22 protein-coding genes, 1 tRNA gene and 1 pseudogene are annotated in these 22,513 nt (G+C 62.0%); 13 read left to right on the top strand and 11 right to left on the bottom strand.

The genetic code is table 11. From position 1 onward, the window contains the following. Positions 1-29 precede the first annotated feature (29 nt). From NVV77_RS07465 to NVV77_RS07480, 4 genes are read left to right on the top strand one after another with little or no spacing between them, the layout of a single operon-like run. Positions 30-1,652, top strand: a complete 1,623-nt coding sequence (locus NVV77_RS07465; RefSeq protein ID WP_295411827.1) for a short-chain fatty acyl-CoA regulator family protein — start codon at positions 30-32, stop codon at positions 1,650-1,652. Between the two features lie 55 nt (positions 1,653-1,707). Then, positions 1,708-2,094 (top strand): response regulator, encoded by a 387-nt coding sequence (locus tag NVV77_RS07470; RefSeq protein WP_295411828.1) that lies wholly within the window; start codon positions 1,708-1,710, stop codon positions 2,092-2,094. Beyond that, positions 2,069-2,311, top strand: coding sequence for a hypothetical protein (locus NVV77_RS07475; RefSeq protein ID WP_295411829.1), 243 nt, complete (start codon positions 2,069-2,071; stop codon positions 2,309-2,311). The genes NVV77_RS07470 and NVV77_RS07475 overlap by 26 nt, the downstream gene beginning before the upstream one ends. Then, a complete protein-coding gene (locus NVV77_RS07480; RefSeq protein ID WP_295411830.1) occupies positions 2,312-5,014 on the top strand; it encodes a sensor histidine kinase in 2,703 nt (900 codons plus the stop codon). Between the two features lies 1 nt (position 5,015). Here the strand turns inward: NVV77_RS07480 and NVV77_RS07485 are convergent, their stop codons facing one another. Together NVV77_RS07485 and NVV77_RS07490 are read right to left on the bottom strand one after the other, a co-directional pair. Next, positions 5,016-5,780, bottom strand: a complete 765-nt coding sequence (locus NVV77_RS07485) for an ion channel (RefSeq protein WP_295412274.1) — start codon at positions 5,778-5,780, stop codon at positions 5,016-5,018. A gap of 76 nt (positions 5,781-5,856) precedes the next feature. Further along, the gene (locus NVV77_RS07490; RefSeq protein ID WP_295411831.1) at positions 5,857-6,612 is read right to left on the bottom strand and encodes a FecR domain-containing protein; all 756 of its coding nucleotides are present in this window, start codon (positions 6,610-6,612) and stop codon (positions 5,857-5,859) included. Between the two features lie 188 nt (positions 6,613-6,800). On the opposite strand from NVV77_RS07490, the gene NVV77_RS07495 reads away from it, so the two are divergent. From NVV77_RS07495 to NVV77_RS07510, 4 genes are all read left to right on the top strand, one after another. Continuing rightward, complete coding sequence (locus NVV77_RS07495; RefSeq protein WP_295411832.1) at positions 6,801-7,544, top strand: glycosyltransferase family 2 protein; 744 nt, start codon at positions 6,801-6,803, stop codon at positions 7,542-7,544. Positions 7,545-7,632: 88 nt separating this feature from the next. Next, the gene (locus NVV77_RS07500; RefSeq protein WP_295411833.1) at positions 7,633-9,168 is read left to right on the top strand and encodes a flagellar hook-length control protein FliK; all 1,536 of its coding nucleotides are present in this window, start codon (positions 7,633-7,635) and stop codon (positions 9,166-9,168) included. Continuing rightward, positions 9,165-9,467, top strand: a complete 303-nt coding sequence (locus NVV77_RS07505) for an EscU/YscU/HrcU family type III secretion system export apparatus switch protein (protein WP_295411834.1) — start codon at positions 9,165-9,167, stop codon at positions 9,465-9,467. The genes NVV77_RS07500 and NVV77_RS07505 overlap by 4 nt, the downstream gene beginning before the upstream one ends. An 80-nt stretch (positions 9,468-9,547) precedes the next feature. Beyond that, a complete protein-coding gene (locus NVV77_RS07510) occupies positions 9,548-10,108 on the top strand; it encodes a DUF2076 domain-containing protein (protein ID WP_295411835.1) in 561 nt (186 codons plus the stop codon). On the opposite strand, the pseudogene NVV77_RS07515 reads toward NVV77_RS07510, so the two are convergent. Both NVV77_RS07515 and NVV77_RS07520 read right to left on the bottom strand, forming a co-directional pair. Beyond that, positions 10,108-10,464: pseudogene (locus NVV77_RS07515) on the bottom strand (cell wall hydrolase); the annotation flags it as partial. The gene NVV77_RS07510 and the pseudogene NVV77_RS07515 sit on opposite strands and share 1 nt — an antisense overlap. 203 nt (positions 10,465-10,667) lie before the next feature. Then, positions 10,668-10,991 (bottom strand): hypothetical protein, encoded by a 324-nt coding sequence (locus NVV77_RS07520; RefSeq protein WP_295411837.1) that lies wholly within the window; start codon positions 10,989-10,991, stop codon positions 10,668-10,670. A gap of 116 nt (positions 10,992-11,107) precedes the next feature. Here NVV77_RS07520 and NVV77_RS07525 point away from each other — a divergent pair, with 116 nt between their 5' ends. Further along, positions 11,108-11,434, top strand: coding sequence for a hypothetical protein (locus NVV77_RS07525; protein WP_295411838.1), 327 nt, complete (start codon positions 11,108-11,110; stop codon positions 11,432-11,434). Here the strand turns inward: NVV77_RS07525 and NVV77_RS07530 are convergent. Further along, positions 11,424-12,032, bottom strand: a complete 609-nt coding sequence (locus NVV77_RS07530; protein ID WP_295411839.1) for a 5'-methylthioadenosine/S-adenosylhomocysteine nucleosidase — start codon at positions 12,030-12,032, stop codon at positions 11,424-11,426. The genes NVV77_RS07525 and NVV77_RS07530 overlap by 11 nt on opposite strands. Before the next feature lie 179 nt (positions 12,033-12,211). Here NVV77_RS07530 and NVV77_RS07535 point away from each other — a divergent pair, with 179 nt between their 5' ends. Beyond that, positions 12,212-12,442, top strand: coding sequence for a hypothetical protein (locus tag NVV77_RS07535; RefSeq protein ID WP_295411840.1), 231 nt, complete (start codon positions 12,212-12,214; stop codon positions 12,440-12,442). Between the two features lie 67 nt (positions 12,443-12,509). On the opposite strand, the gene NVV77_RS07540 is transcribed toward NVV77_RS07535, so the two are convergent. Continuing rightward, complete coding sequence (locus NVV77_RS07540) at positions 12,510-12,686, bottom strand: DUF2934 domain-containing protein (RefSeq protein WP_295411841.1); 177 nt, start codon at positions 12,684-12,686, stop codon at positions 12,510-12,512. 142 nt (positions 12,687-12,828) lie between these two features. Next, positions 12,829-12,905: transfer RNA gene (locus tag NVV77_RS07545), tRNA-Arg, on the bottom strand. Between the two features lie 64 nt (positions 12,906-12,969). On the opposite strand from NVV77_RS07545, the gene NVV77_RS07550 reads away from it, so the two are divergent. Together NVV77_RS07550 and prfB are read left to right on the top strand one after the other, a co-directional pair. Then, entirely contained in the window at positions 12,970-13,473 is a 504-nt protein-coding gene (locus NVV77_RS07550) for a peptide deformylase (RefSeq protein WP_295411842.1), read from the top strand. 64 nt (positions 13,474-13,537) lie between these two features. Continuing rightward, a protein-coding gene (gene prfB / locus NVV77_RS07555) for a peptide chain release factor 2 (protein WP_295411843.1) occupies positions 13,538-14,660 on the top strand; the annotation gives its coding sequence in 2 pieces (ribosomal slippage) (positions 13,538-13,606 and positions 13,608-14,660; 1,122 coding nt in all). Positions 14,661-14,767: 107 nt separating this feature from the next. On the opposite strand, the gene NVV77_RS07560 is transcribed toward prfB, so the two are convergent. After that, entirely contained in the window at positions 14,768-15,907 is a 1,140-nt protein-coding gene (locus NVV77_RS07560; protein ID WP_295411844.1) for a M23 family metallopeptidase, read from the bottom strand. A gap of 84 nt (positions 15,908-15,991) precedes the next feature. Beyond that, positions 15,992-16,471 (bottom strand): peroxiredoxin, encoded by a 480-nt coding sequence (locus NVV77_RS07565; RefSeq protein WP_295411845.1) that lies wholly within the window; start codon positions 16,469-16,471, stop codon positions 15,992-15,994. Between the two features lie 426 nt (positions 16,472-16,897). On the opposite strand from NVV77_RS07565, the gene NVV77_RS07570 reads away from it, so the two are divergent. Continuing rightward, positions 16,898-20,170: an AsmA-like C-terminal region-containing protein gene (locus tag NVV77_RS07570; protein WP_295411846.1), complete on the top strand. Its 3,273-nt coding sequence runs from the start codon at positions 16,898-16,900 to the stop codon at positions 20,168-20,170. Positions 20,171-20,224: 54 nt separating this feature from the next. Here the strand turns inward: NVV77_RS07570 and tyrS are convergent, their stop codons facing one another. Together tyrS and NVV77_RS07580 are read right to left on the bottom strand one after the other, a co-directional pair. Continuing rightward, on the bottom strand, positions 20,225-21,475 hold the full coding sequence (tyrS, locus tag NVV77_RS07575) for a tyrosine--tRNA ligase (protein WP_295411847.1): 1,251 nt from the start codon (positions 21,473-21,475) through the stop codon (positions 20,225-20,227). A 174-nt stretch (positions 21,476-21,649) separates the two neighbouring features. After that, on the bottom strand, positions 21,650-22,312 hold the full coding sequence (locus tag NVV77_RS07580; RefSeq protein WP_035078631.1) for an alpha/beta hydrolase: 663 nt from the start codon (positions 22,310-22,312) through the stop codon (positions 21,650-21,652). Between the last annotated feature and the right edge of the window lie 201 nt (positions 22,313-22,513).

Consider the following 22,513-nt stretch of genomic DNA (forward strand, 5'->3'; position numbering starts at 1 on the left):
GCAAGTGCAGTTTCGGGGAGGGAACGGCAATGCGGGCGCCCATCGGGTTTCGCATCTCCAACCGCAGGAAATCGCTGAAGATTTCCCAGGCCGCGCTGGCGCGTCTGGTCGGCATTTCGCCGAGCTATCTGAACCTGATCGAGAACAACAAGCGCGACATCGGCGGGGCACTGCTGCAGCGCGTAGCCCATCATTTGCAGATCGAGACTGCCGACCTGACGGGTGACGACGAGCAGAAGCTGCTGCAGGACCTTGAAGAGGCCTATGCCGATCCAGTGGTCGAGTCGCTCGATTTCCAGCCCGACGAAAGGCGTCAATTGGTGGCGCAGTATCCGGCAAGTGCCGGGGCGATTGCCCGGCTGCACCGGGCCTATGCCAATGCGGTGGCGAGCGCCGACAACTATGCCGACCGGCTGCGCTCTGATCCGCTGCTGAGCCAGTTGCTGCATCAGATCCTTTCGGGGATCACGGCCGTGCGCTCAAGCGCCGAAATTCTGGAAGATGTGCCTGATCTTGATGAGGCGGAACGGAAACAGTTCCTCGGCGCCATCGGGCGCGAGGCGCGAGCCCTGAGCGATGTGGCGCGCAGTCTGATCGGCCAGTTCGACAGCAGCAGCCGGGTGGCCGGCAATGTGTCGGCCATGCGCGAGATCGATGATCTCATCATCGAGCAGCAGAACTATTTTCCGCAGTTTGAGCGGGTGGCGGAGGATTTGCGGGGCGAACTCGATGCGAAGGGAAGTTTCGGGCCTGCACTGCTGGTCGAAGAACTGGAGCGGCGCTTTGGGGTGCGGACGCAGATCGGTGGTTCGTCGGGCGTAGAGGATTTCCCGGGGCAGTATCGGTTTGCTGCGGAGGAGCGGGTCATGTGGCTACAGGGGTCAACAACCCTCGCCACGCGGCAGTTTCAGCTGGCGCGATTGCTGGGAGAACTGACGGCCGCCGATGTGATGCGCGAAACGCTCGATGCGGCGACGCTGACCAGCCCGACGACGCGGCGGTTGGCGGCGCGAGCCATGGGGTCTTACCTGGCGGGGGCTATCGTCTTTCCCTATTCGCGGTTTCTCGCCGAGGCTGAGGCACTGGCCTACGACATCGATCAGTTGCGGCAGATCTTCAACGGTAGCTTCGAGCAGGTGGCCCATCGGCTGGTGTCCCTGCGCAGGCCGGGCGAGGAGGGGATACCGTTTGGGTTCCTGCGCTCCGACCCGGCAGGGCGCCTGACCAAGCATTTCCCGCTGCCGGGCCTGCTGCTGCCCAATTCGGGGCATGCCTGTCCGCTCTGGTCCATCTATGGGGCATTCAGGCAGCCGGAAACGCTGCTGCGACAGGTGGTGCGGTTTTCGGATGGCTCGCGTTACCTGTTCCTCGCGCGGTCGCTGCAAAGGCGGCCAGGCTCCTATCGTGAGCCGGCGACCCACATCTCCATAATGCTTGCCTGCGACGTGCTGCATGCTGATCGGACGGTCTATGCTTCGGGGCTCGATCTCGACGATCACGGGGCCGATGTGCCGGTCGGTCCGACCTGTCGGCTCTGCACGCGGCGAGACTGTCCGGCGCGGCAAGAAGAGATGCTGACGCCCGATGGACCGCGCTCGGTGACACGCCTGCCGCTGATCCCGCAAGAATTCGGCCTTGGCGATTCCGGCTGATTGAGTTTTAGTGTGCGCGTCTGCGGAGGGGAGACCGCGGGCACTGGGGGGAGATTTGGCTATTGATATCCTGATTGCCGAGGACGAGCCGTCTATTCTGGAATCGCTGGATTTCATCCTTCGGCGTGCCGGATGGAGCATTAGCTCGGTGACCGATGGCGATGCGGTGCTAGAAGGCGTGCGCCGGCTAAAACCGCGCATGCTGGTGCTCGATGTCATGCTGCCCAAGCGCAGCGGTTTTGACATCTTGAAACACCTGCGGGCCGATGCGGACACGGAAAAGCTGCCGGTGCTGATCCTGACGGCCAAGGGCCAGCAGCAGGATCGGCGTATTGCCGAAGAGTTGGGCGCCAATGGCTTCGTGACGAAACCCTATTCGAATGCCGAGGTGGTGGGCGCGGTGCGCAGCCTTCTGGGTGAAGATGCCGCCGGACCGGCGTAAAATCGTCGGCGGCATGTTCCTGCTGACGGTGGCAGGCTTGCTGCTGCTCGTGCCGCCGCTGGTGCACCTGTTCAATCACGATTTCACCGTCTTCGGCGTGCCGCAGATCGTTTTCTATCTGTTCGGGGTCTGGCTGGCGCTGATTGTCGCGACCGGTGCGCTGACAAGTTGGGTGCCGCGGGAGCGGCCGACCAATGGCGAGGAGGGCGAAGGCTAGATGCTGTCGGCCGACTTCGTCATTGCGACCGCTGTGGCCTATGTCGGCCTGCTCTTCGTGCTGGCCTATTTTGGCGACCGGCGGGCACGGGCGAAACCGAAATCCTGGCTCAATTCTCCGGCGGTCTATACGCTATCCATATCGGTCTATTGCACCAGCTGGACCTTTTACGGTGCCGTGGGAAATGCTGCCCGTAGTGGCTTGGAATTTCTGACGATTTACCTCGGCCCGACGATCGTTTTCGTCGGCTGGTACTTCCTGCTTCGGCGCCTTGTGCGCATCAGCCATCTCTATCGCATCACGTCGGTAGCCGACCTGTTGTCGTCGCGCTTCGGCAAGTCGAGCCGGCTCGGCGTGCTGGTCACTTGCATCGCCGTGATCGGCATCGCGCCCTATATCGCGCTGCAGTTGAAGGCGGTTACCTCATCCATCCAGGCCGTCGCTGGCTCCTCCGAGTTCGGGCAAGGCAGCCTGAAGGGGATTGACGATGTCGGGCTGGCGCTGGGCGTAGCTGCGGGCATGGCGCTGTTCACGATCCTCTTCGGCACGCGACATGTCGACGCCAAGGAGCAGCATCATGGCGTTGTCGCTGCTATCGCCTTCGAAGCCGTCGTAAAGCTGACGGCGCTGGTGGCGGTGGGTGTCTTCGTCGTCTTCATCGGCGGCGGGTTTGAGGGGATTTTCAGCCAGGCTGCGGCCAAGGGCATTGTCATGGACACTTCAACCAGTTTCGACAGCCGCTGGCTGACAACCCTGGCGCTGTCCATTGCCGCCATTGTCTGCCTGCCGCGCCAGTTCCAGGTGACGGTGGTCGAGAACTCGGACGAGAACCACCTGCGCATCGCCGGCTGGGCCTTTCCGGCCTACATGCTGCTGATGAGCATCTTCATCCTGCCCATCGCCATCTATGGGCTGACGGTGATGCCTGAGGGCTCCAATCCCGACATGTTCGCGCTGACCCTGCCGCTGGCGGCCGGGCAAAACGGATTGGCGCTGTTCGCCTTTATCGGCGGCTTTTCGTCGGCGACGTCGATGATCATTCTCGAGTCCATCGCGCTCTCGATCATGGTGTCGAACCACATCATCATGCCGCTGGTGCTGCGCTTCAGTCCGCCGCAATACGGGGACGGGCAGGGGGTGAGCCGCGTGCTGCTGGTGGCGCGGCGCTTCTCCATCATGCTGATCCTGTCGCTGGGATTTTTCTACTTCTTCTTCACCCGCGATTCCGACGCGCTGGCACCGATCGGCCTGATTTCCTTCACCGCCATTGCCCAATTCTTCCCGGCTCTGCTAGCCGCTATTTTCTGGAAGGATGCCTCGCTGAAGGCGGTCTCGATGGCGATCTTCCTCGGCTTCGTCATCTGGGCCTGGTGCTGCTTCCTGCCCTCCTTCGATTCCGTCTCGCCGGCCGTTTCGCTGCTGCTGCAGGAAGGGCCATGGGGCATTTCCTGGTTGCGGCCTGAGGCCATGTTCGGGCTCGAAGGCTGGGACCCGCTGGCCCATGCCGCGTTCTGGAGCCTTTCGGTCAATATCCTGACGCTCACCCTTGGCTCGCTGGTCACCTCGCCATCGGCGTTGGAGCGGATTCAAGCCACGGCCTTTGTCGATGTGTTCCGTCGCCCCAACCTGCCGCAGCGCAATTTCCTGCCGGGTTCGGCGACCGCGAACGATCTCTACTTTGTCGCCGAACGCGTGCTGGGCGAGCAGCGGGCGGCCGCCCTGTTCGAATCCGCGGCACGCGACAGCGGAGTCGATCCAATCGGTTTTGAGCCAACGCCGGAATTCGTGGGGCGGCTGGAGCGCGAGCTGGCCGGCTCCATCGGGGCGGCCTCGGCCCATGTCATGCTCTCGAAAGTCGTCGCCGGCAGCGACGTTTCGCTCGAAGAGATGATGCAGATGGCCGACGAGACGCAGCAGGTCATCGTCTACTCGCAGGAGCTGGAAAAGACCTCGGCCGAGCTGCGGCTCACGGCGCAAAAACTCGAAGATGCGAATACCCAACTGCGCGAGCTCGACAGCCAGAAGGACGAGTTTTTGAGCCAGGTGAGCCACGAAGTCCGCACACCGATGACCTCCATTCGCTCCTTTTCGGAAATCCTGCTCGATGGTCACGCGCTAGACGACAAGCAGCGCCAGCGCTTTGTTTCGACCATTCATCAGGAAAGCCTGCGGCTGACGAAACTGCTCGATGAAATCCTCGATCTCTCGGCACTGGAACGTGGGGAGCGCAATTGGCAAAGCGGGCCTGTCGATGCCGATGCAGCCCTCGATCGCGCGCTTGCTGTTTGCGACGCCCTGTTGCGGCAGAAGGGGATGCGGGTGGATCATGGCGACCGCGCAGGGCGCACCATGGTCGAGGGCGACCCGGATCGCCTCTGCCAGGTGTTCATCAATCTCATCTCCAATGCCGTGAAATACAACGATGCGGCAGAGCCGGTCGTGCGGATCAGTTCGGCGCTCAGGTCCGGCAATTTCATTGTGGAAGTGGCAGACAATGGCCCCGGCATCGGCAAGGGCGAGCGGAAGCTGATCTTCGAAAAATTCTCGCGAGGACAAAGAGGGGCGATCGACCAGACTGGCGCCGGGCTGGGGTTGGCCATCAGCCGCCAGATCGTCAAGCGCATGAAGGGTACGCTGGACCTCGCGCCAAGTCCCTTGCCCGGCGCCTGCTTCAGGCTGCGCCTGCCGGTGATCCGGGGATAGGCTAGATACTGCCTTCGTCCGGAATGTTCAGGATATGCCCGCAGGCCTTGCAGTGCACCGCGTCGGGCTCATGCTTGGCGAGACCGCATTGCGGGCAGGGGAAATGCACCTTGGCCGGGCGGAAAATCAGCTGGGCGAGGCGTACGAAGAGCGAGATGCCCATCAGCATGACCGCAATGGAGACGAGCTTGCCGAAGGTGCCCGGCAGCGTGATGTCGCCGAAGCCGGTCGTGGTCATGGTGGTGACGGTGAAATAGAGCGCGTCGACATAGCCCGCGATGCCGGATTCCTCGCTGACGAAGGCGGTATAGACAAAGCCCGTCACCACGAAGACGAAAACCAGGAGGTTGAGAACCGCCTGGATGGTCTCCTTGTAGGCGCCGAGCCTGTGCTTGTGGAGTGGCCGCCAGATGATGGTGGATTTGCTCATCGTCCAGAGGCGCAGGATGCGCAGGAAGCCAAGGTTGAACAGCCAGGTCGGCGCCAGGAGCGTGATCAGGATGAAGATGTCGATGATGACAGGCAACTGGCGCAGCCAGCGCAGGATATTGGTCGAGGCGAGTGCGCGGGCGACGAGTTCGATGAACACGATGGCTGCGATCGAATAGTCGATCCAGAGAAAGTAATCGCGCCCCTTCAGCAGCGGACTAGCGATGAAGAAGGCAATGATCGCCAGGTCAACGATCAGCACCGCCGCCTGGAAGCGCAGGGCGAATGGCGCCTGGGAATGATAGAGCAGACGCAGCCGCCTGCGCAGCCGCGCCAGCCAACGTGGCTGGGCCGATGGATCGGTCGTTTCCGGTTTGGATGCGCTCAGAGCCTGTTACCTTGCAATGCCACGCCTAGTTCTGGAAGCGCGTGGGAGGGGTGCGCGGAGTATTTGACCCGCCGTTCGAGGGCGAGAGCGAGCCGGGCACGCCTTCTGCCTCTGGCGGTTCCGCGCATTTGCCGGCGCCGCTGACGCGGAATTCGCTCAGCAGCGGGGTCTGGAAGCGGGCGTAGCGGAAAGCTGCGCTCAGTTGCGGGTGGGTGGGATCGGGATGCCTGATCAAGGCGGCCACGCTGGCATCGACGGTGCCGAGATCGCAGCGGGCGATCAGTTCCTGGCATTGGCCGGAGACCGAGCAGAGCAGCACCGCGCCTTCGTAGAGCATCAGATCGGTGCGGCGGCGGCTCACATTGAAATCGAATTTGGTGCCGCGCACAGCGATGGAGGCCGTTGGCGTATTGATTGAATAGGCCGATTTCGGGCTGTGGCCCGAAATGAACCGAAAGCTGCCGGCCAGCGCATTGATGGCGAATTTGTCGGCAGTATTGCCGTTGAAAAGGTAGGACTCGATCGTGAGGGCACTACCGGGGCCAACCACGAGCCGTGTCTGATCGGAAAAAATGATCTGGACCTGTCCCGAAGGACCGGTAACCACCTGTTCGCCCAGCGAAATATCGGCTCCAACGGCCAGTATCCGGTCGGTTCCGGAGAAGCGCGCAACGGCATCGGGATCAACGCCAACAGCGCGACCTTCCGCCGAATGAGCAGCACTGGCAAACATGAGGCCGCTGCAAAAGAGAACGGCTGCATTCAAGACAAGTCGACGCATGACGTTCTCCACGCCGGAACAACTTTCAAACACGCCGGGACTTCCCGCTATAGCTCACTATAGCAATCGGCGAACCTGTTGGAAACTTAGCCATCCAGCCTGAACGGGGGCTGAAGGTTGCTCGCGCGTGCGTGTCGCGCTATGAGCAGCGCCACCCAAGCGTCGGCCGACCCGGCAGAAGGAAACCAATGAAGCTGGCATTCGTCATCCCCGCCTATAACGAAGAGGCGTTGGTCGGAAAATGCATTGAATCGGTGCTGGCCGAAATCAAGCGCTCCGGCGTGCCGGCCGAGGTGATCGTGGTCAACAACGCTTCCACCGATCGCACTGGGGAGATTGCCCGCAGCTTTGCCGGCGTGCGCGTGGTGGATGAGCCCAAGAAGGGCCTGGTCAACGCCCGCGATGCCGGCTTTGCCGCCAGCGAAGGCTATGACCTGATCGCCAATATCGATAGCGATACCATTGTGCCGGAAGGCTGGCTGACGACGGTGATGCAGGAATTCTCCAAGGATTCCAAGCTCGTCTGCCTCAGCGGTCCCTATATTTATTACGACATGGCGCCGCATAACCGCGCGCTGATCTCGGCCTTTTATGGCCTGACCTATCTCATTTATCTCCTCAACCGCTTCGTTCTGCGCGTCGGCTCGGTTGTGCAGGGCGGCAATTTCGTCTTCAAGCGCCAGGCTTGGGTAGATGTCGGCGGCTATGATCGCTCCATCGAATTCTTCGGCGAAGATACCGACGTGGCCGTGCGCCTGTCGCGCGTCGGCGGGGTCAAGTGGACCTATGCGCTCAAGATGAAGACTTCGGGCCGTCGCCTCGAAAAGGAAGGCGTGTTCCGGACCGCGGGGACCTATACGCTGAATTTCTTCTGGGTCACCTTCCGCGGCAAGCCGGCGACGATGGAATACAAAGACGTTCGCAAGGATTGATCGCCGGTTTTTCGGTAGCTCTCCACATTTTCAGGAATCACCCATAGGATCGATTCTGGCCGCATGATGCGGCCGGGACGCTCTGTGCATGACGATTGTCTCGCATTTTCCCGTTGTATCGCAGGCTGAGGCCCGTTCGATGCTGCGGGCGCTTGCATTGGCGCCGGGGCAGACGGTCGAAGGACGGGTGCTTGGCCCGGGACTGGGTGGAGCAACCCTGGTCCAGGTTGGTCGGCAGGCGATGTCGCTCACTTTGCCCAGCACTTTGCCGGTCGGTTCCTTGCTGACGCTGGGCGTGCAGCAGGGCGAAGGGCATTTGCGACTGGCGCTGATCGACAGTCGGCCACCGTCCTCCGTCGTGCCGCAGCAATCTCCGGCGACCAGCGTCGAGATTTCGCAACGCCCAGCAATCCCGCAAGGTCCGCTCACCTATGGGCCGCCCGCCGGAGTGGCTGGGGCTGCCGCAGGTGCCGCTGCGCCACTGGTGGGGGCCACAGGGCTGGCCGCAGGCATCGCCGCGCCAGTAGCTGCGTCAACCGCTACGCCCGCGCCATCGACGCAGGCTGGCGGTCCGATCATCGCTCCGCCTGCTGCAACGGTGCCGCCGTCGGGCCCCGCACTCCAGCGCCAGGGTGCGACACCCTATGGCATGGCCGGGCTTGGTTCCAATCCGACCGGCTCGTCGCCGACCGCGGCCCCTGTGCAAGGCTCACTGCCGGGGCCTCAGGCCGCAGCCTTGGCACAGATGGTGCAACAGGCTTTGCCAGGCCAGGGCAGCATTGGCGCCCTCACCGGCCTGCTTGCGGCTTCCATTGGCCGGTCCGGCTTGCCCGAACCGGTGCTGAAGGCGGCGCGGCAAATTCTCGACAACCAGTTGACGGCACGAGATGGCAAGATCGATGCTGGCGCGCTGAAGGCGGCGCTGCGCAGTTCCGGCATTTTTCAGGAGGCCATGCTGGCACAGGGCTCTCCGGCGGCCGCGGGTACGGATGCCAAGTCGGGTCTGCTGGCCATGCGGCAGGGGCTCGCCCAGTGGCTCGGCAGTCAGCCACAGATCTCGCAGATTTCGCAGATACCGCCGCCTCTGCGGCATGTGTTGCCGCGGGCGAAGCTGCCCGAAGTGCCGCAACTGGATTTGCCAGATGACGCCGAAGACCTCGGGCGATTGCTGCTCGAGCGCACCGAAGGCGCGCTGTCGCGGCTGCGCCTGCACCAGCACGCGTCCTTGCCCGAGGCGCAGCGGGGCAGCGAAAGCCAATGGAACATGGACCTGCCCATTGCGGTCGGCCAGCATCAGGCGGTGCTGCAGCTGCAAATCCACCACGATGGTGGGGGCGACGCTAATCGCCCCGAGGATCGGGGTTGGCAGGTGCGCTTTGCGGTCAATCTTCCCGACCTGGGAGAAGTCGGCGCGCAGGTCTCGCTGCGCGGGCAGACGACCGGGATCATGCTCTGGGCTGATCGGGACGAAACGGCCAAGGCCTTTTCGGAGAATATCGAGGAATTGCGCGCGAGCCTTGAATCCGTCGGCGTCAGGCCCGGTGCGCTCGTCGTTCGCCACGGGGCGCCCGGCGAGGTGCATGCCCCCGCAGCGTCCGGCCACTTCGTGGATGCCAAGCGATGACGGACGAGCCGAAGGTGACGCCGCTGGCCGTGGCGCTGCAATATGACAAGGCGACCGATCAGGCACCCCGCATCGTCGCCAAGGGCAGGGGACTGATTGCCGAGCAGATTCTGGCCATAGCGAGCGAAAACGACATTGTCATCGAGGCCAATCCCGTACTGGCCGAGGCGCTGAGCCATGTCGAAGTGGACGATACCATTCCAGTCGAACTCTATGAGGCGGTAGCTGCCGTCATCGGCTTTGTGCTGCGGCAAAGCCAGACCAGCGGCAGGAAGCCGGACGAACCCGAGCCGCAGTGAAATCCGTGTGACCATGGCCTTGCGCCATTGCATCGCGGCGAAAGTCTTCCCATGTCCAATCGCAGACGAGGGAGACCATCATGATCAGACCCGAAGACGAACGCGCCATCGACGATCTGTTCGAGCGGCTGCACAACGTCGAGCGCAACAGCGCTCCGCGCGACGTGGATGCTGAACGCCTCATTCGCCAGCGTCTCTCCGAAAACCCGGCTGCGGCCTATTACATGGCTCAGACCGTTATCGTGCAGGAAGCGGCTTTGCGCGAAGCACAGCAGCGCATCGAAGCTGCAGAAGCGCGACATAACCAGGGCGGATTTCTGGGCGGTATCTTTGGCAATGACCGGCCAACGACGCCACGCGCGCCGCAGCGCGGTCCGTGGGGCCAGAGTGACGAAGACGGAGAGCAGTACGACCGGCGTCGAGCGTCCGGTGGTGGCGGTTTTCTGGCAGGAGCCGCGCAGACGGCGCTTGGCGTCACCGGCGGGTTGCTGCTCGGCAGCGTTCTTGCGGGCCTGTTCACGGGCGACGCCAATGCAGCCGAGCCCGAAGTGCCTCCAGAGCCAGCACCAGAAGATCCCGGCCTCGACGATGGTGGCGGCGACTGGGGTGGTAGCGACTTCGATATTGGCGGTGACTTTTAGCGGGTCCGCTTCTCGTAAAATTCGTTGCCGCCGGCTTCGAGCACATAGAACATGTTGTCGTAGGGGAAGCGCAGGCCTGCCGTATGGAAATGCTGGGCATTTTGGACACCCGGATGGCGGGCGCCGCGCAGGACCTGATCGGCCACCTGCGAAGCCAGCACGGCGCCACTATCGGTCATCGGCTTGGTGAGGACGCCCTGAGCGAACTGGTTTTTCTGGCCGACGACGCCGCAGACAGACTTGGGATAGCGGGAGTCGGAAAGGCGGTTCATCACCACGGTGCCAACGGCGAGCATGCCGTCGGAGCTGGAGCGGTTGGATTCGAAATACATGGCCCGCATCAGGCATTCCTTGTCGCTCAGCTGCGCCATGCCGAAATTGATGCCAAGAAAACTGCAGCCGGCAAGGCTGGTGGCGACAACGGCGAGAGCCGAGATTTTGAGGGCGAGGCGGGCAAGTTGGGCCACGGTGCATCTCCGGAGTGTTGCCGAGTTGCGGCTTGGTCCGAAAATGCGCCGACAGCCTTAAAGAAAACCTCAGAAGGAAGGTTAAGAGATTGCTAGCGCCGACGAGCAATGAGACTGGCCAGCAAAACAGCCGTTCCGAGCACCGCGATGATGGGCACGGGATCGCGCTGAACGGCGCGGGCGCCCTGAACCGCCTTGCGGCTGGCGACACCCGCAAGCCACGCGCCCTGACGGGCCGCGTCGTGGCTCCAGCCCGAGAGCGTGTCACCGAGATCGCCTGCGACATCGCCGGCATTGTGCGACAGGGTGCGGCTGATATGTCTCGTCTGGCGGCGCAGTTCGTTGATCTGGTCGGCGAGGACGTCGAGCGGATCGTGACGGCGGCGGCGGGCCGTGAACAAATCTTCAAGATGCATGGTTTACTCCCTGGTTACGGGCGCAACGCCATTCGCCGGACACAAGTTCCGTACACAATCAATGACTTCGACCCCGCGACAACGGGCCGAACGCTAGGGAGCCGGATGGTTTCGACATGAGCAAGCACGCACAACGCCTCAATCGACTGTTCGACAAGCTCGAGCGCAAGATTCCAAGCATGGCGGGCAATTGGCTGGCGCGCCTGCGCCGCCCGGAAGCCCGCTGGGTGCGCATTCCGCTTGGCATCCTGCTGGTGCTCGGTGGCATTTTCAGCTTTTTGCCGGTACTCGGCATCTGGATGTTGCCGCTTGGCCTGCTGCTGCTCGCGGTTGACCTGATTTTCCTGCAGAGCCCGGTGAACCTGGCGATCCTGCGCGGCAGCCGCTACTGGACCACCTGGCAGCGCAAGCGCAGGGACCGCAAGAACACGCCTAAGGCGTGAGGTCGATTTCACCCGCAGCATAGGCGGCCTTAACGAGGTCGACGGCCTCGGCAAGCCGCTCGTCGACGATGTGCAGATATTGCGTCCAGTCCTCAATGCGGCTGACCGTTTCGGCGCCATCAGAGATGCCGCGCAGGCCGAGGAGCGGCACGCCAAAAGCCTGGCAGGCGCGCTTGACGGCAAAAGTCTCCATATCGACCATGTCTTCCGCCACGGTGTCATAGGCCGCGCCCGTCACGACATTGCCGCCGGTCGAAAGCGTGGCGGGCACGAGGCCGGCGATTGCTGGCACCAGATCAAGAGTCGGCGGCAAGTCCGTGAGGGGCGTCACGCCACGCGGAAAACCCAGGGCCGAGGCATCCATGTCGCGATAGGACACGGAGATGGCCTGATAGACCCCAAGTTGCTCCAGCCGGTTGGATCCGCCGGAGCCGAGGCAAACGACCAGCTTTGGCAGGCTGTCGCGCCGTTCCATGAGCGCTCTGGTGGTTGAAACCGCAGCCTCGACCGGGCCAATGCCAATCATCACGGGCTGGATACGGGCGGCCAGATGCGGGCCGAATTCGGCTTTTGCAGCCATGAGATAAAGGATGGTCATGCTTCAAACTAGCATGGCTGCCATGCCGCTCAAGTACTGGTCGTTACCGGTTATGTAACGGAATGATGACATATTGAACCATGCTCCCGGCGTTTGGGGAGCGGGAAGGCAGGCGTATCGTGCGGTTCGCAGTCATCAATGGGTCACGGGAGTGGACGGAAGCGGTGCCCGAAAGGGTTATGGCGCGGCCTTCCGCGGACGTCGAAGATGTGCAGCGGGAAGCTCGCCGCCGTCTCAAGTCGCTCAAGATCGAAGAATGGCGCGTTCGCGAATTCGTCACCGGAACACCGGTGCCCGACAATATCCGCCACCTTGCCATGCAGATCGAATACGCCGCCCAGGCCATCGGCCGGCTTTCGCCGATCCCCGCCGACTATGCCGATGACGTCTACTGGCCACGTATCTGGTAGCCAGGCAATGCAGGAGCGGCGGTTGACCACTCCTGCGGCTATTTCCGTCCCGACAACCTGACGGCGTTCAAGCCGCGACCTTCTTGGCGCGCGGTGCTGCGCGTTTGCGCGCCGGCTTGATGGTCTTGGCTGCATCGGCGGCAATTTCCGCCACGGCCTTGAACCAGTAGTTCTGGTCCTGGCCTTCGGGACAACCATCGGCCTCCCAGAGATGATAGGCGCGGCGCTGGATTTCGTCCTGCATGGTGCTCTCCACTTCAAGCGTAACCAGAAGCGAGCGTGATGGGTTTTGGTTAATGCCCTGTTACGCATGCGCAAGCGCTTGAGATCGCTGTAAAACTGGCAGTGCGCGGGAGAATCGTGGGCCCAATAGGGGCCGGCAGAACTGGTGATCTCGACGGGATTCGAACCCATGACCCCCGGATTAGGAATCCGGTGCTCTATCCTGCTGAGCTACGAGACCAGCCGGAATTGGACCTACCAGCCAAGGCCATAACATGCAAGATGGCCGGCCCGAGGATGCTGATTTGACTGAGACAAACCCCTTCATTTTCTATCCCGATACCAAGCTCAACGAGACGGCTTCCGCCCGGCCTGTGGACGCCGGTCTGCTCGATATCGGCCGACGCCTATTGGCTGCGGCAGAGGAGGCGCGGGCCTACGGTCTCGCCGCCGTTCACATCGGCGTCGTGGCGCCGGTCGCCGTGGTGAGCCTTGGCGATCCCTCAACGCGCGACTACCGCGTGCTCTACAATCCGCGCGTGGTTTCCACCGACGGACCGCAGGAAATTGGCCCGGAAGGCTCGGTCTCCATGCCAGGCATCGAGGTCGATGTGCTGCGTGCGCACTCCGCTGTGATCGCCTTCGACGACGAGGCAGGGCAGGGGCAGGAACTTGCCCTTTCGGGTTTTCCCGCCCGCGTGGCGCAGCACGAGATCGACCAGGTCAATGGCGTGTTCTTCCTCACGAAAATCTCGCGGCTGAAGCGTGAGGCGGCCATTCGGCGCTTTGCCAAGCTCGGCCGCCGCTGACGCAAAGGTTGATCCCCGGGCGTCGCTCCGCTAAACGGGGCGCACTTTCGAAAAGGAACTTTTGATGCGCGCGGAAATTGAAAAGGCCGTTGCCGAAATCGAGCAGGTTTTGACCCTGCTGAGGAGGCATCTTTGACTGGGATACTGCACAACTCCGTCTCGATGCGCTAACGGCGCAAACTGAATCTCCCGAATTCTGGAATGATCCGGAAAAGGCCCGCGTGACCATGCGCGAACGCGACGAACTCGACGTTGCGGTCAAAGCCGTGCGCGAGTTTGAATCCGGCATTTCCGACAATATCGAACTGATCGAACTCGGCGAAGCCGAGGGCGACGCCGATATCGTGCGCGATGCCGAGAATGCGCTTCTCGAGCTCAAGCAGGCAGCCCGTCGCCAGCAGATCGAAACGCTGCTGTCCGGCGAAGTCGATTCCAACGACTGCTATGTCGAAATCCACTCCGGCGCCGGTGGCACCGAGAGCCAGGATTGGGCGAACATGCTTTTGCGCATGTACACCCGCTGGGCCGAGCGTCGTAAGTTCAAGGTCGACGTGCTGGAAATGCACGATGGCGAAGAAGCCGGCATCAAGTCTGCGACCATCCAGATCAAGGGCCACAATGCCTATGGCTGGCTCAAGACCGAAAGCGGCGTGCATCGTCTCGTCCGCATCAGCCCCTATGACTCGGCCGCGCGTCGCCACACCAGCTTTTCGAGCTGCTGGGTCTATCCGGTGGTCGACGATTCCATCGAGATCGAAATCCGCGAAGCCGACCTCAAGGTCGACACCTATCGCGCTTCGGGCGCTGGCGGCCAGCACGTGAACACCACGGACTCGGCCATCCGCATCACCCACGTGCCCTCGGGCATCATCGTGGCGTGCCAGCAGGAACGCAGCCAGCACAAGAACCGTGCAACGGCCATGGCCATGCTGAAATCCCGTCTCTACGAGATGGAATTGCAGAAGCGCGAAGAAGCGGCGAACGCCCAGGCGGCCAACAAGACCGATATCGGCTGGGGCCACCAGATCCGTTCCTATGTCCTGCAGCCATATCAGATGGTGAAGGACCTGCGGACCGGCGTCGAAAGCGGCCAGCCTTCTGTCGTGCTCGATGGCGATCTCGACGAGTTCATGGAAGCCGCCCTCGCGCAGCGCGTCGGCGTGGCCACGGATGTGGCGGCAGACTAACCACCAAACGTCATCCTCGGGCTCGACCCGAGGACACTTCACTTGGCGTTGGTGCAGCAAAGTGCAGAGCCCTCGGGTCAAGCCCGAGGGTGACGGCTTCGGGGCAACTACCCGATCACCGCACCCAATCTCTTCCCAGCATCCAGAAACGCCTTGGGATTGATCGCCTCGTCCGACTTGCGGATTTCAAAGTGCAGGTGCGGTCCGGTCGAGCGGCCGGTCGAACCCACCTTGGCGATTGGCGTGCCAGTATTCACCGCCTGACCTTCACGGGCCAGATAGCCGCTCAGATGCGCGTAGCGCGTGACAAGACCGTTGTCATGCGTCACTTCCACCACCATGCCATAGCCCGACTTGGTGCCGACATAGCTCACGACACCAGCCGCAGCGCTCATCACCGTCGTGCCGCTCGGCGCAGCAAAATCCATGCCTGAGTGGAAGGCACGAGAACCCGTGAACGGGTCCTTGCGATTGCCGAAATTGGAGCTCTGCCGGAAATTGCCTGTGATCGGCATGTGAACCGGCGCAGTGTCGAGGCTTTCGCGCGCAGCCTTGTAGCGCAGCAGGGCCGACATGACGGCGTTGGCGTCGTCGAGCATGGGCGTGCCGTTGAGTTCATCCGTCGCCGGCAGCAAGGGGCCGCCCACGGCGTTGGTGTCTGTCTCGGGCAGGGCGAAGGGAATGCCCAGCTGGCGCATTTCCGTTGCGATTTCGTCGGCGCGGGTGGAGGCGACGGCGGCGATACCGTGCATCGCCATCTGCGTTTCACCCATCATGCGCTCAAGGCTGATGGCCGTGGCGTCGACATCGGGATTGCCTGTCATGCTGGCCAGAGACGCAGTGCTGGTGACATCACCCAGAGGCAGGTCAGCGGCAGCAATGCCAAGAGAATCAGCCTTTTCGACCAGTACCTTTACGAGCTGATGCTGCTCGAACAGCATTTCCTGCTGCTGGGACAATTCCTGCAATTGCAGGTTGATATCGCCGGTCTGGGCAAAACTGCGCGAGTGCAGACGGTCGATCTCGACGCGCATCTGCGCGATCCGGTCCTCATAGGCGCCGATGACTTCCTCGGTGCGGCCATTGAGCAGGCGGGCAATATCAGGCGAGAGGTAGAGAGCGGTGCCGGCAAAGACGTTGCCGGCAAAGAGCAGGGCGAACATGCCGTAGAAAATGCCGGGATGAATACCCCGCATCGGCGGCTTGCCCTGGCGCTTGCGGTCTGCGAACCCGGCCCTGGTGACCACCTTGCTTTCCTCACGCTGCGAACACTTATGGTAAGCAGACTATGAGCGAGTGTGGTTAAGAAAATCCGAAAGTCGTCAGTGACTTCACTTAGCCGGGTCGAGTTCCTCAAGTGCAGCAAGCATCTTGGCGGCGTGGCCCTTGATGCGTGTGGCCCTGATGACGCGCTCAACCCTACCATCGGCGCCGATGATGAAGCTGGTGCGGATCAGCCCCATGAATTCGCGGCCATAGAGCTTCTTCATCTGCCAGAGCCCAAAACCCTCGATGGCGAGATGGTCGGGGTCGGCGGCCAGCGGGACCTTTAGCCCATATTTGGCGCGGAATTTCTGATGGCTCGGTATCTCGTCGGGCGAAATGCCGACCAGCACGGCGCCATGCGCGGCAAATTCAGGCGAAAGGTCCGAAAACTCGATGTTTTCGTCGGTGCAGCCACCGGAATCGTCTTCCGGATAGAAGTAGATCACCACCCGCTTGCCGCGCTGGGCGGATAGGGTGAAGCTACTGCCGTCGTCACGGGGCAGGGTGAAGTCTGGGGCAGGGTCGCCCGGTTTCAAATGCGTCATGATCGACTCGCCTTTGGAAGCAAAGCATTAGAGGGTGTCAGCGCCACAATCCAGCCGGTATCATTGGGCATTGCAGCCACGCGGGCGAATGATTCTGTGACGAATTAGCACTGCTTAAGATGTGTTGAGGTACATTTCGGGGCGAGCCAATTAACTGCGATTGCTGGCCGTCGTCATTTGAATCTCAATACACCTTCGGGTGACCTTGATCTGGATAGACGTGAGCGAGTGACAATTTCGGCAGATCAGCCCGCGCCATCACCGCCGCCTGCTCCTCCCGTTGCACCACGACGCCGGAAACGGAGAATCCTCGGCTGGGTTCTTGGCGTCCCCGCGGCCATCCTGCTGGTTCTCTATCTTGTTCTCCTCATAACGCCGATCCGCCTGCCGTTTTCAGGCGATGCGACGCGCGGCTTTGTGCAATCAATGCTGCCGCCCACATCGAAACTCGAAATGGGCGATCTGGCCATTGCCGTGGAGAATGGCTTCTGGCCGGTCGTGCAGTTTTCGCCTGTTGTGCTGACCGACACGCTTTCCGGTTCGCGGATTGCCATGGAGGCGCTGGAGGTTGGCTTTTCGCCGCTGCGGGCGCTGATGGGCCAGCCCGGCGCCTCGATCACCGTAGTGGGACCGCACCTGCAGCTCGTGCAGGATCTGCATGGCCCGCGCCTGGCGCGCATGGAAATTGTCGAAGACCCCGAAGGCGGCGTGCCGACGCTGCGCGTGCTGGAGGGTGAACAGGCCTATTCGCCGGTCGGTATCGGCGCCGAGGGGCTGAACCTGGGTACCGACGGCACCAAGCTGCGCTCGGACAATGACTGGCTGGTCTACAATCTCGAAGCCATGGAAGTGGCGATCGACGATTTCGTCGAGATGACCGAGCAGGGGCGCTTTTCCAAGCTCGTCGTCCGCGACGCCACCATAGACATGACCGATTCCGTCTACGGCCTTTATCGAAGGTTCGACGATGTCGAACTTGAAGTTGGCCCCTCGGCTGATGGGCGGCAGACGACGGGCGAATTCTCCGCGAGGATTGGCGGACGGACGGTAACCGGCACCATCGACCGCGTGGTCGAGGAAGACGGCACCTCGCGGCTCAAGGTCGATGCCATCAATATCGACTTTGCCGCCATGCTGCCTTTCATCGACGATGCGACCAGCATGGCAGCGATGCGGGGCACGGGCGCACTCTCTATCGACATCGGTTTCGAGCCGGCTGGGGGCAAGCTGGTCGATGGCATATTCCGTATCGACCTGACCGGCATCGACCTGCGCATCGGCAAGGATTATTTCCCCGTCGCCAGTTCGATCATGGAGATCGCCTGGAAGCCTGAGCTCGGGCAATTCCGGCTTGCCGATTCCGCCATCCAGATCGGCCAGAGCAAGGCGCGTCTTTCCGGCATTTTCGCCATGGGCCTAGACGAGACCTATGGCCCGACCATCGGCATTTCGATCCGCGCCACCGATGTGGCGCTGCACCCCAACGACATGGCCGCGCCCGAAGAGCCGTTCGACACGATGGATTTTTCCGGCTGGTCCGCGCCGCTCTATGGTGCGGTCGGCATAGATCGGTTCGTTGCCAGGAAGGGCGACGCCGTCATCGAGACGACCGGGCGCATGGACATGCTGCAGACCGGCTTTGGCGTCGACATGACCGTGGCCGGCAAAGGCGTCACGGCCGACGACGTAAAGCGCATCTGGCCCTATTTCATGGGTGGGGACAGCCGCGACTGGTTTGTAGCCAATGTCACCGGCGGCCACGTAGTCGAAGGGCGGCTGGAGTTCGATTTTCCCGTCGGCACGCTGTCGATCGACGGCACCGCCAAGGCCATGCCGAAGGATGCCATGGACATCAACATCGTCGGCGACGACGTCGTTATCCGTGCGACCGAGGCCATGGACCCGATTGCTCTCGATGGCCTGACGCGCTTGCAGGTCACCGGCACCAAGACGACGATCTCTGCCGATGGCGGCAATATCGACACCGACGAAGGCACTATTGCCGTCCGCCGGCCGGCCATGATCTTCGAAACCTCCAACCCCGAAGAGAGCATTTTCGAAGTCTCGGGCAGCCTTGGTGCGCCCATCCCGGCCTTGCTGTCGCTGGCCGAGCAACTTCAACCCGAAGCGCTGGACCAGATCGAGCTGCCCGTCGACCTGACCGCCATCACCGGCAATATCGACCTTGGCCTCGTCGCCACCATCGGCCTGCCCGCGGAGGAGACGGGCAAGGAGATGGATATCGACTACGCGGCGAATGGGACCGTCACCGATTTCGCCAGCAGCGCGCCAATCCAGGACCGCACGATCGGCAACGGCCAGCTGACCTTTTCGGCAACGCAGGACAGCTACCAGCTCGGCGGCACTGCCGAAATCGACGGCATGGCGGCAGACCTCGCGATCACAGGCACGCCGACGACCGCGCCGGTTTTCCAGCTCGGCTCAACCGTTGCGGTAGCCGATCTCGCCAAGCTCGGCTTCGATGCCTCGCAATTCCTGTCGGGCAAGGTGCGTTTTGTGGCCGAGCCGGCCGCGGACGGGACAATGAAGATGTCCGTCGACCTCCTCGATGCGGGTCTCACGATCAAGGATCTGGGCATCAGCAAGGCGGCAGGCACGCCGGGCAGTCTGACCGCCACCGTGAAAATGGACGGCGAGGTGACGCATCTCACCGAGATCAGCCTCGGCTTTGGCGCGGTGCAACTCTCAGGCAAGATCGACTATCACGCGACGGATGGCCTCGTGCTGGCCGAGTTCGACAAGGTCGCCCTCAGTTCGGGAGATAGCGCGCAGCTGAGCCTCAAACCCAATGGCAACGGCTTTGACGTGCAGATCCGCGGGGCGCAGCTTGATCTGAAACCCTTGCTCAGCCGCTTCTTCAGCCTCGGCGAAGGCAGTGGTGGCGTCCAGACGACACAGATCAACCAGGCGATCAATCTCGACGTGCAGCTCGATCGCGCCATCGGCTTTTATGCGACCACGGCGTTCAACGTCGATCTGAACCTCGCCCTACGCGGTTCCGATCTCAGAAGCGCGACGGTCTCTGCGCAATTTGGCGAGGGCAATGGCCTGTCCGTCACGACCAATCCGGCACCCAACGGCCGCACGCTCTCGGTCGCGTTCAACGATGCCGGAACGCTGCTCCGTTTCGTCGGCGTCTATTCCCAGCTTGCCGGCGGCAGCGGCAGCCTGGTGCTGACCACCGATCGCAATGCCGATGCAGAGGGCGGGCGATTGCTGATGCGCAATTTTGCCATCGTCGATGAAGCCAATGTCGCACAGATTCTCGGCAATCACTCGGACTCCCGCGCCGCCATCGCCCGCAGCAACCGGCTCGACTTCGACGCCGCCGAGGCCGACTTCATCCGCCGCAGCGATCGCGTGGAGGTGACTCGCGGCGTTCTCTCCGGCGATACGGTGGGCGGCACCATGCGCGGATACATCTATACCAACAACCGCACCTATGACCTGACCGGCACCTATGTGCCGCTCTTTGGCCTCAACAACGCCTTCCAGCAAATCCCGCTGCTCGGGCCGCTGCTCGGCGGTCGCGATGGCGAAGGGCTTGTCGGGGTCACCTTTGCGGTCCGCGGCCCCTTGGATAATCCGCAGTTCCAGATCAACCCGCTGTCGCTGCTGGTGCCTGGTGCGTTCCGCGAACTGTTCGAGTTCCGCGCACGAGAACTGCCGCCGGAATAAAAAAAGCGCCGCACCGGAGTGCGACGCCTTTGGTTCTTCTCGATATCGGTGAGCTCAGACCGGCTTGATCAGCGCGTGACGCTTCTTGCCGACGGACAGCTTGATCACGCCTTCCGGCAACAGCGCATTATCGCCAAGGCTCAGCTTATCGTCGTCAACGCTCGCGTCGTTGACCTTCACGGCGCCCGAGGCGATGTGGCGGCGGGCTTCACCGTTCGAGGCGGCAAGACCGGCCGTCACCAGCGCATTGAGAATGCCGATGCCGGAGTTGAGTTCGGCATGCGTCACTTCCGCAGTCGGCAACGAAAGATCGATGGCGCCCGATTCAAACGTCGCCAAAGCCGTGGCCGCCGCCTGGATGGCAGCGTCACGGCCATGAACGATGGCGGTCACTTCGGTGGCGAGAATCTTCTTGGCTTCGTTGATCTCATTGCCGCCGAGCGCACCGATGCGTTCGATTTCCGAAATCGGCAGGCGGGTGAAAATCTTGAGGAATTTCACCACGTCGGCGTCTTCGGTGTTCCGGAAATACTGCCAGAAATCATAGGGCGAGAAGAGATCGCCATTGAGCCAGACGGCCCCGGAGGCCGACTTGCCCATTTTCTCACCAGACGACTTGGTGAGCAGTGGGGTCGTCAGCGCATAAAGCTGCGGCCCGCCCATGCGATGGGAGAGGTCCACACCATTGATGATGTTGCCCCACTGGTCCGATCCACCCATCTGCAACACGGTGCCATAGCGCCGGTTGAGTTCGGTGAAGTCGTAGCCCTGCATGATCATGTAGTTGAATTCGAGGAAGCTCAGCGACTGCTCGCGATCGAGGCGTAGCTTCACCGAATCGAACGAAAGCATGCGGTTGACCGAGAAGTGACGGCCAACATCGCGCAGGAATTCGATGTAGTTGAGCTTCAACAGCCAATCGGCATTGTTCACCATGATGGCCGGGTTGGAGCCTTCATAGTTGAGAATATTGCCATAGACGCGCTTGATGCTGGCGATATTGGTTTCGATCTGCTCGACCGTGAGCAGCTTGCGCTGGTCATCGCGGAACGAAGGATCGCCGACCATGGAGGTGCCGCCGCCCATCAGGCTGATCGCCTGGTGCCCGGTTTCCTGCAGCCAGTAGAGCATGGTGACGGTGATCAGATTGCCGATATGGATCGACGTGGCCGTCGCGTCATAGCCGACATAGCCGGTGATCTTGGAGGTCGCCGCGAGTTGGTCGAGGCCCTCGGGATCGGAGATCTGATGAATGAAGCCGCGCTCATCGAGGACGCGTAGGAAGTCGGATTTGTACTTGGTCATTTTGGTGCGATCTGCATCTGGAATTAAGCCGGAGCCCAACTTCCATCCACCGCGTCATCCCCGCGAAAGCGGGGATCTCCGTCTAGGTGATTGAGATTCCCGCTTTCGCGGGAATGACGTGGTGAAAGAAGCAACTCCGTGGGTGAGGACGATCGCCTCAAATGTGCGCTCGAATTAGCGCCCGCCGCCGTCCGCGATCTCCTGACGGCGACGGTCGAGATATTCGGCACACCGGGTCGTCAGTTCGTCGATTTTGCCTTCATAGAAGTGGTTAGCACCCTCGACGATCTGCTGGTCGATGGTGATGCCCTTCTGGGTCTTGAGCTTGTCCACGAGCTTCTGCACCGACGTTGGCGGAGCCACGCGGTCCTTGTCGCCATGGATGATCAGGCCCGAAGACGGGCAGGGGGCCAGGAACGAGAAGTCGTAGAGGTTTTCCGGCGGCGACACCGAGATAAAACCTTCGACTTCCGGACGGCGCATGAGCAACTGCATGCCGATCCAGGCGCCAAACGAGAAGCCGGCGATCCAGCAGCCGCGGGATTCGCGGTTGATGATCTGCAGCCAGTCGAGCGCCGCGGCGGCGTCCGAGAGCTCGCCAATGCCGTGGTCGAACACGCCCTGCGAGCGGCCGACGCCGCGCGAATTGAAGCGCAGCACCGAGAAGCCGCGCTCGGCGAACATATAGAAGAGGTTGTAGACGATCTGATTGTTCATCGTCCCGCCGAACTGCGGATGCGGATGCAGCACGATGGCGATCGGCGCGTTCGGTTCCTTGCCCGGCTGGTAACGGCCTTCGAGGCGGCCCTCGGGGCCATTGAAGATAACTTCAGGCATGGTGTCTTTTCCGGCCTTTTTCGGCTCTGTCACTAAGTTGATCCGACTATTCAGGATTGCTCTCCGCGCGGCTTGACTAAGCGCGGGAGCCTCCCTAAAACATGGGTCGAAAAAACCAGTTTAGAATGGTTCGAAATTCGGTTTTAGGCCGCAAGCGGCCTTGTTGAGCGCCCCTTGTAATGAAGTTGGGCGGCAAATTTC

Source organism: Devosia sp. (assembly GCF_024707125.1).
Lineage (GTDB): Bacteria > Pseudomonadota > Alphaproteobacteria > Rhizobiales > Devosiaceae > Devosia.

Coding starts and splice junctions, on each gene's coding strand:
- NVV77_RS07465 (WP_295411827.1), top strand. CDS start 30: ATGCGGGCGCCCATCGGGTTTCGCATCTCCAACCGCAGGAAATCGCTG.
- NVV77_RS07480 (WP_295411830.1), top strand. CDS start 2,312: ATGCTGTCGGCCGACTTCGTCATTGCGACCGCTGTGGCCTATGTCGGC.
- NVV77_RS07490 (WP_295411831.1), bottom strand. CDS start 6,612: ATGCGTCGACTTGTCTTGAATGCAGCCGTTCTCTTTTGCAGCGGCCTC.
- NVV77_RS07495 (WP_295411832.1), top strand. CDS start 6,801: ATGAAGCTGGCATTCGTCATCCCCGCCTATAACGAAGAGGCGTTGGTC.
- NVV77_RS07500 (WP_295411833.1), top strand. CDS start 7,633: ATGACGATTGTCTCGCATTTTCCCGTTGTATCGCAGGCTGAGGCCCGT.
- NVV77_RS07505 (WP_295411834.1), top strand. CDS start 9,165: ATGACGGACGAGCCGAAGGTGACGCCGCTGGCCGTGGCGCTGCAATAT.
- NVV77_RS07510 (WP_295411835.1), top strand. CDS start 9,548: ATGATCAGACCCGAAGACGAACGCGCCATCGACGATCTGTTCGAGCGG.
- NVV77_RS07520 (WP_295411837.1), bottom strand. CDS start 10,991: ATGCATCTTGAAGATTTGTTCACGGCCCGCCGCCGCCGTCACGATCCG.
- NVV77_RS07525 (WP_295411838.1), top strand. CDS start 11,108: ATGAGCAAGCACGCACAACGCCTCAATCGACTGTTCGACAAGCTCGAG.
- NVV77_RS07530 (WP_295411839.1), bottom strand. CDS start 12,032: ATGACCATCCTTTATCTCATGGCTGCAAAAGCCGAATTCGGCCCGCAT.
- NVV77_RS07535 (WP_295411840.1), top strand. CDS start 12,212: ATGGCGCGGCCTTCCGCGGACGTCGAAGATGTGCAGCGGGAAGCTCGC.
- NVV77_RS07540 (WP_295411841.1), bottom strand. CDS start 12,686: ATGCAGGACGAAATCCAGCGCCGCGCCTATCATCTCTGGGAGGCCGAT.
- NVV77_RS07565 (WP_295411845.1), bottom strand. CDS start 16,471: ATGACGCATTTGAAACCGGGCGACCCTGCCCCAGACTTCACCCTGCCC.
- NVV77_RS07570 (WP_295411846.1), top strand. CDS start 16,898: ATGCTGCCGCCCACATCGAAACTCGAAATGGGCGATCTGGCCATTGCC.
- tyrS (WP_295411847.1), bottom strand. CDS start 21,475: ATGACCAAGTACAAATCCGACTTCCTACGCGTCCTCGATGAGCGCGGC.
- NVV77_RS07580 (WP_035078631.1), bottom strand. CDS start 22,312: ATGCCTGAAGTTATCTTCAATGGCCCCGAGGGCCGCCTCGAAGGCCGT.